4 protein-coding genes are annotated in these 5,168 nt (G+C 64.9%); 1 reads left to right on the top strand and 3 read right to left on the bottom strand.

Going from position 1 to position 5,168, the window contains the following annotated elements; genetic code table 11:
- Positions 1 to 184 precede the first annotated feature (184 nt).
- Positions 185 to 658, top strand: coding sequence for a hypothetical protein (locus ACFU5O_RS27675; protein ID WP_384244672.1), 474 nt, complete (start codon positions 185 to 187; stop codon positions 656 to 658).
- A gap of 266 nt (positions 659 to 924) precedes the next feature.
- Here ACFU5O_RS27675 and ACFU5O_RS27680 read toward each other — a convergent pair whose 3' ends face one another.
- The 3 genes from ACFU5O_RS27680 to ACFU5O_RS27690 all read right to left on the bottom strand — a co-directional run bounded on the left by ACFU5O_RS27680 (position 925) and on the right by ACFU5O_RS27690 (position 4,071).
- Entirely contained in the window at positions 925 to 1,296 is a 372-nt protein-coding gene (locus ACFU5O_RS27680) for a DUF6009 family protein (protein ID WP_384244673.1), read from the bottom strand.
- A 199-nt stretch (positions 1,297 to 1,495) separates the two neighbouring features.
- Positions 1,496 to 3,037, bottom strand: a complete 1,542-nt coding sequence (locus ACFU5O_RS27685; RefSeq protein ID WP_384244674.1) for a phage/plasmid primase, P4 family — start codon at positions 3,035 to 3,037, stop codon at positions 1,496 to 1,498.
- Positions 3,034 to 4,071 carry a bifunctional DNA primase/polymerase gene (locus ACFU5O_RS27690; RefSeq protein ID WP_384244830.1) on the bottom strand — a complete coding sequence of 346 codons (1,038 nt, stop codon included), beginning with the start codon at positions 4,069 to 4,071 and terminating at the stop codon, positions 3,034 to 3,036. Before ACFU5O_RS27690 ends, ACFU5O_RS27685 begins: the two co-directional genes overlap by 4 nt.
- Positions 4,072 to 5,168 lie beyond the last annotated feature (1,097 nt).

Genomic DNA, 5,168 nt, shown 5'->3' on the forward strand with positions numbered 1-5,168 from the left:
CTCGTAACACCATCCGCCCAGCACCCGCCCCCCGAGCACCCGAACCACCCCGCCACCAGCATCTATACCCACTGAAAGCGGAATCCAGCACTAGGACTTGTCCGGGCGATCTTGGGGGCCAACGGTGCCTGACGCCCGTGTATCTCATTGTCGAAGGTCTCGCCGAGTGAGGTAGAAGTGCGGCATGGATGCCGCCGTGCTTGAACAGATGCTGGACGAGACCTTCGATCACGCTGTCGTGCACCACGGATACACCAACTACATGCGTGACTACGAGGTCATCGTCTACGCGACGGCTGATCCCCGTACCGGCATTACGCCATCCCACCTGCGCTACCTCTTCAGGTACTGCGTTGAGGCGCGGTGCGAGACGTCAGTGCCGGCGGAGACCTGGCGGGGCTCTTTGGACGACCGGCTCATCGACCACGAAACCTGTGTCGACCTCGACGGATACGTCTGGGGCGTGAAGTGGCACTGCCTCTACGCGGGAGCCAAGCTCCTCCCCGAGTCGGAGACGACCCGACGCTGGTCGAAGGCCCTCGGGATCGACTTCCACGAGGTACGCATTGAGACCAACGCGCACAACCTCACTCTGCTCTTCTCCGAGCTTCAGGTGAGCGAGGTCCCGGTCGGATACGCGCCCTTCGTCACGGAGTAGTGATCAGGTTTCGTCTGATCTTGCCAGTGCAGGCCGAGGGTCTCATCTCCGCCGACTGAGCACTGCGCGACCCGAACAGACAATGCCCCGTAGGCAGTAACCATCTGCCAGACAGATTGAGGGCCCCGCGCGCGGGGCCCTCAATCTGTCTGGCAGATGTCCTTATCTGGCGTTGACAGCAGCTTGAACTGGGACAGTCACCGAGGTGTCGGCGCGCAGGCCGGGTTTCGCTACGGGCCGCCGGGGCGGCGGCTTCGGCCTTCTGGCTAAGACGCTGTTGCTGCGAGCCCTCGTTGAGACCGCGGTGTTTTGTGGCCTGGCTTTGTGGGCTCGATAGTGCGCGGGTCGACAGCTTCGCCAGGGGCGCCTTCGCGGTAGACACCGTCGGGGAGGCTGTCGCGGTCGTGGGGGAGGAGGTAGAAGACCCGTCGTTTGTAGAGACCGCTGTCAGGGTCCGGTTCGGCGTCTTCGCCGAGGATGGCGTAGCCGATCATGCGCCCGTCGCGAGCATAGGGAGGCTTGGTGTTACGTCGCCTGGTCTTGTCGAGGGCTTGGCGTACGTAGTCGAAGTCAGGGTTCTCCAGCCACACCACCTCTTCCTCGTGGATGAGGTCGCTCTCGGTCAACAGCGAGCTCATGGCTGCAGCCCCTCCTTCGTTGGCCGGACCCCGGAGCGGAGCCTCACATGGCGGGTGTGCGTGTTGCCGCTGTCCGCGCGCCGGCTGACGGCGGAGTGTGGTGTCGGGGCCGCCGCTTCCGGGGCCGGGTCTTCATCGTAGAGCGGTCGCTGGTGGGGGAGTAGGCCGAGCAATGCGACCGGGGCACTGAGATGAGGATTCATTCGATTCCCACCAGGGCGATTCCGGGGTAGTACTTCCGCCCATTGGACTTGATCATGTCGGAGGGTGAGGCGAGGTTGACCTCCTGCCTCACACGCGTGGCGAACGCCCGGGCGGTCGCCGGGCGGATGCCCTCGCTTGCACTGCACCAGGAGGTGTACTCCGCATACAACAGACCTTGTTCGACACGCAGGTCAGGCTGGCTCTCGGTGTCTCGCGTACAGCATTCGGCGAGGAAGCGGCCGATGTGGTCTTCGGTGTTCGCGTAGGCGGTGGTGGCGAGGCGGACCCGATCGGGTCCGTCGAGTGGGTCGCGGGTCTCAAGGTAGCGGCGGGCGCCCTCAATGAGCCACTGCAGGATGCCGGGTCCCTCGTCGCGGACGAGGTCGAGAGCCAGGTTATCGATCTTACGTTCGTCTGGGACGATTCGCTCAAACGGGATAAGCCGGATGCGACGCCAGAAGGCGAAGCCGCCGGTGGAGACCTCGGGCCTGTGATTACCTAGCAGCCAGAGGTGGTGGGTGGGCGTGAAGGAAAAGTAGTCCTGCCGCATCCGACGGGCCTTGATTTTGTCGCCGCCCGTAAGAAGGCGGACGCGGGCTTCGTCGAACTTGTCATTGGGCTTCAGCTCGCTGCAGACGACCAGTCGGCGGCCGTGGAGTTCGGTTAGCTCCGTGGAGTGCTCGGAGAAGGCTCCGCGGTCCATCAAGAAGCCGGGGGGTGCGGCATCGGCATAGTCGCCGAGGATTCGGAGCGTGACATCCATGAGCGCAGATTTCCCGTTCTTGCCCTGGCCGTGGAGAAAAGGCAGAACCTGCGCGCCGACGTCACCGGTGATCGTGTAGCCGAGGAGCAGGTGAAGGAAATCGATCATCTCCTTGCCTTCGGCGTCGTCGCCGAAGGTGTCGGTGAGGAACCGGTAGAAGCGGGGGGTGGCCATCTCTTGTGGGGCGACTCTGGTCGCCCGCGAGTGGAAGTCGCGGGCTGGGTCGGGCTTGCGCAGCTGACCCGTACGGAGGTCGACGACACCGGCCGGTGTGCACAGCGCGTAGGGATCCCCGTCGAGCGTGTCGGGGTCAACGGACAGGCCAGGGGAGGCCTTGGCTTGGGTGAGCAGAGCCTTTATGCCGGTTGTCGACAGGGTTCGCCGCTTGTGAAGCGCGAGTTCGCGCTCGTTGAAGATGCCTCGCGTGTCGGTGTCGGGAAGAGCCTCGGCCATTTCGCCCGCTGCCCACAGAGCGGCCTTCTCGCCGTTACCGCGCTTCCAGCGGTAACCGTCCCACGCGAACCATCCCAGACCCTCAACGTGGCGGAACTGGTCGCGGTAGAGCTTGACGAAGAGGCGGGCATTACCCCGATCTGAGAGAGAGGGCGGCATGAGCGCCGTATGTGTCCCTGCGCCCGTAATGGGTGTGCTGACGGTTGCGGGGGAGGCCTGCGCGGGGAGCAGAGCGGGGGACTGTTCAGCCTCCTGAAGGTCGAGCATCTGCTGAGCGGCGGCATGGGGATCGAACCGCGGCGTGCTCTCGGCGCTGCTCATGGACGTCCTTCGAGGTGGAAGGGGCGGGCGGCCCCTGCGGCCAGGCCGGCGTCGATGTACTTCTCGTTGCGTACTGACTGCCAGGGGCGGGCTTGATTGGCCGTCTCCAGGAGGTGGTCCCGTGCGGCGCGTTCCTCGATGTGGCCGGCGGCGGCGAGGCCTCCGGCGGTGTAGGCGGCGCGGTTGAGTTTCTCCGTGAATCCGCACCCTTCGGGGGCGGCCGCGCATTGCGCGACCTCACTGATCAGCGGGTCGAGGATTCGATGTGCTGCTGCAGGTCGTGGCGCGCGGATCCTGAGCGGGGCTGTGTCGGCGCGTCTCGCGGGCTGGGGAGCGATCAGGTGACCGGTGCGGATCAGTTCGGTACGCAGCCATGTGGGCAGCGGGCCAGGCATCCGGGCTGCGCCGACGCGGCGATAGGTTCCCTGCGTGGTGCGGGTTGTCGGAGCGATGATGTAGCCGCCATCGGCTCGAACGTCGACCTGCCAGGCGAGGGCGACCTTGGGGCTGGAACCGTTGGAGCATCGGAACCGGGACTGGGGGTCCGGATTCTGATACCACACGTGCAGACCCCCGGAGGGAGTGCGCACGCGAAGTGTGGTGTCGTCGTAGGCCGGATCAGGCCGTCGACGGAAAGCTGCGAGCAGAGCGAGGGTATCGAAACCTGAGGCAAGGCCGGTGAGGTTGACGGCGTCATGGATTGGGATGCCCGGGAGTAGGCGACTCCTGTCAGGGACTGCTGCGGAGTGCGCGTCAATGTCGATGACGACCAGGTTGGCCGGGCCGCAGGCGACTCCTACGCCCGCTGAGGGGCTGGCAGCCCACCAGGAGTCGATGATCTGCAGATTCGTCGTTGCCGCATGGAACGCATGGCAAGGACGTCCTGCCGGCAGGCATGGGCAGGTCTTGGGCTCGTGGTGACGGCCTCTGCAGTTGGGGCAGTTGGCCGCAGGTCCCTTCCGGCCTGGCGCGAGAGGGTGGACAGGCCAACCCTGGGCCGCGCACCAGCGGGCCTCGGCGTGCGGCGGCGTCAGCTTGCTGGCAGCAGCAGGCTCACGATTCTCACCAGGGCGCGGCACGCGGATCGTCCTCGTCGGGGCTTGTAGGTTCGGTCCCTTGCAGGAAAGCACCAGGCCACGGGGGTGCGTGATGCTCTCTCAGGGACCAAAGGGACTGTGTTTCGAGAAGAGTGTAGAGGCACGGCGTGGGGGAGTCTGGCACGTTCCCCGCGTGCCGTCGGTCCTATGTGAAAATTTGGTCCCTTGGGTCCCTTCGATCCCTGTCGGCAGGGGCGAGGTTAGGCCCGGATATGCATGTATGCCCTATATGTGAGTGACTGAAGGGACTCTACTCTCAGGATTGCGCGCGTCCCGTTGGAAGCGGCGGCGAGTCCCTGCAGAAGGAGGCCAGCAGGGCGTACTCCGTGACGAGGTCACAGGTCCGACATCAGCCGGCAAGGTGAGCAGGGACCAATGGACAACTGCCCCAGCGAGACTCACCGAGTTTTGGTCCCTCCCTGTTTCCGCAGGCCACAGCCACCATGTGCACCCAGCAAGGGACTGTAGGGACTCAGTTTCCCATTTATGAGGCCAGCTTTAGTAAGGGGAGAACCCTGTTCTATGCGCCCGCGCGTACGACAAGTACGGGCGGGACTACGTCATAACTAGGAAGTTCAGTCCCTACAGTCCCTTGTTATGGGCGGAGAACGGCCGTGACCTGCGCAAACACCAAGGGACCAAACTTGAGAGGGTAGGGACGGCCGAACCGGCCTACGTCCGACCGCCGACTGGACCTCACCTTCTGTCGGTACCCCTTGAGCTCTCGCGGTGCCAGCACTGGACCAAGGGACTGACGGGAGGGAACATCCCAGCAGCGCCTGGCTCGGGGCACCTTCCACTTTCACAAGCCAATGCCCCGGCAGCTTGGCACCCTCCCCCGGCCCGTCGAGGGGTTCCCGCCCCGGGGGAGCCTCCTCAAGTTCTTCGGTGCATCGGTTCCGTAGGACGGGACGAAGCCTTTCAGCAAGCTTGTGAAGGCCCCTGCGCTCGGAGCATCAGCTCTGGTGGCGCGGAAGAGTCCTGCAAAGTCGTGCTCGTTCTGCGCCGCCCACGGGACGTGGGGAGTGGTGAAC

The sequence above is a fragment of the Streptomyces sp. NPDC057445 genome (genome assembly GCF_042802855.1).
In the GTDB taxonomy this organism is placed as follows: Bacteria; Actinomycetota; Actinomycetes; order Streptomycetales; family Streptomycetaceae; genus Streptomyces.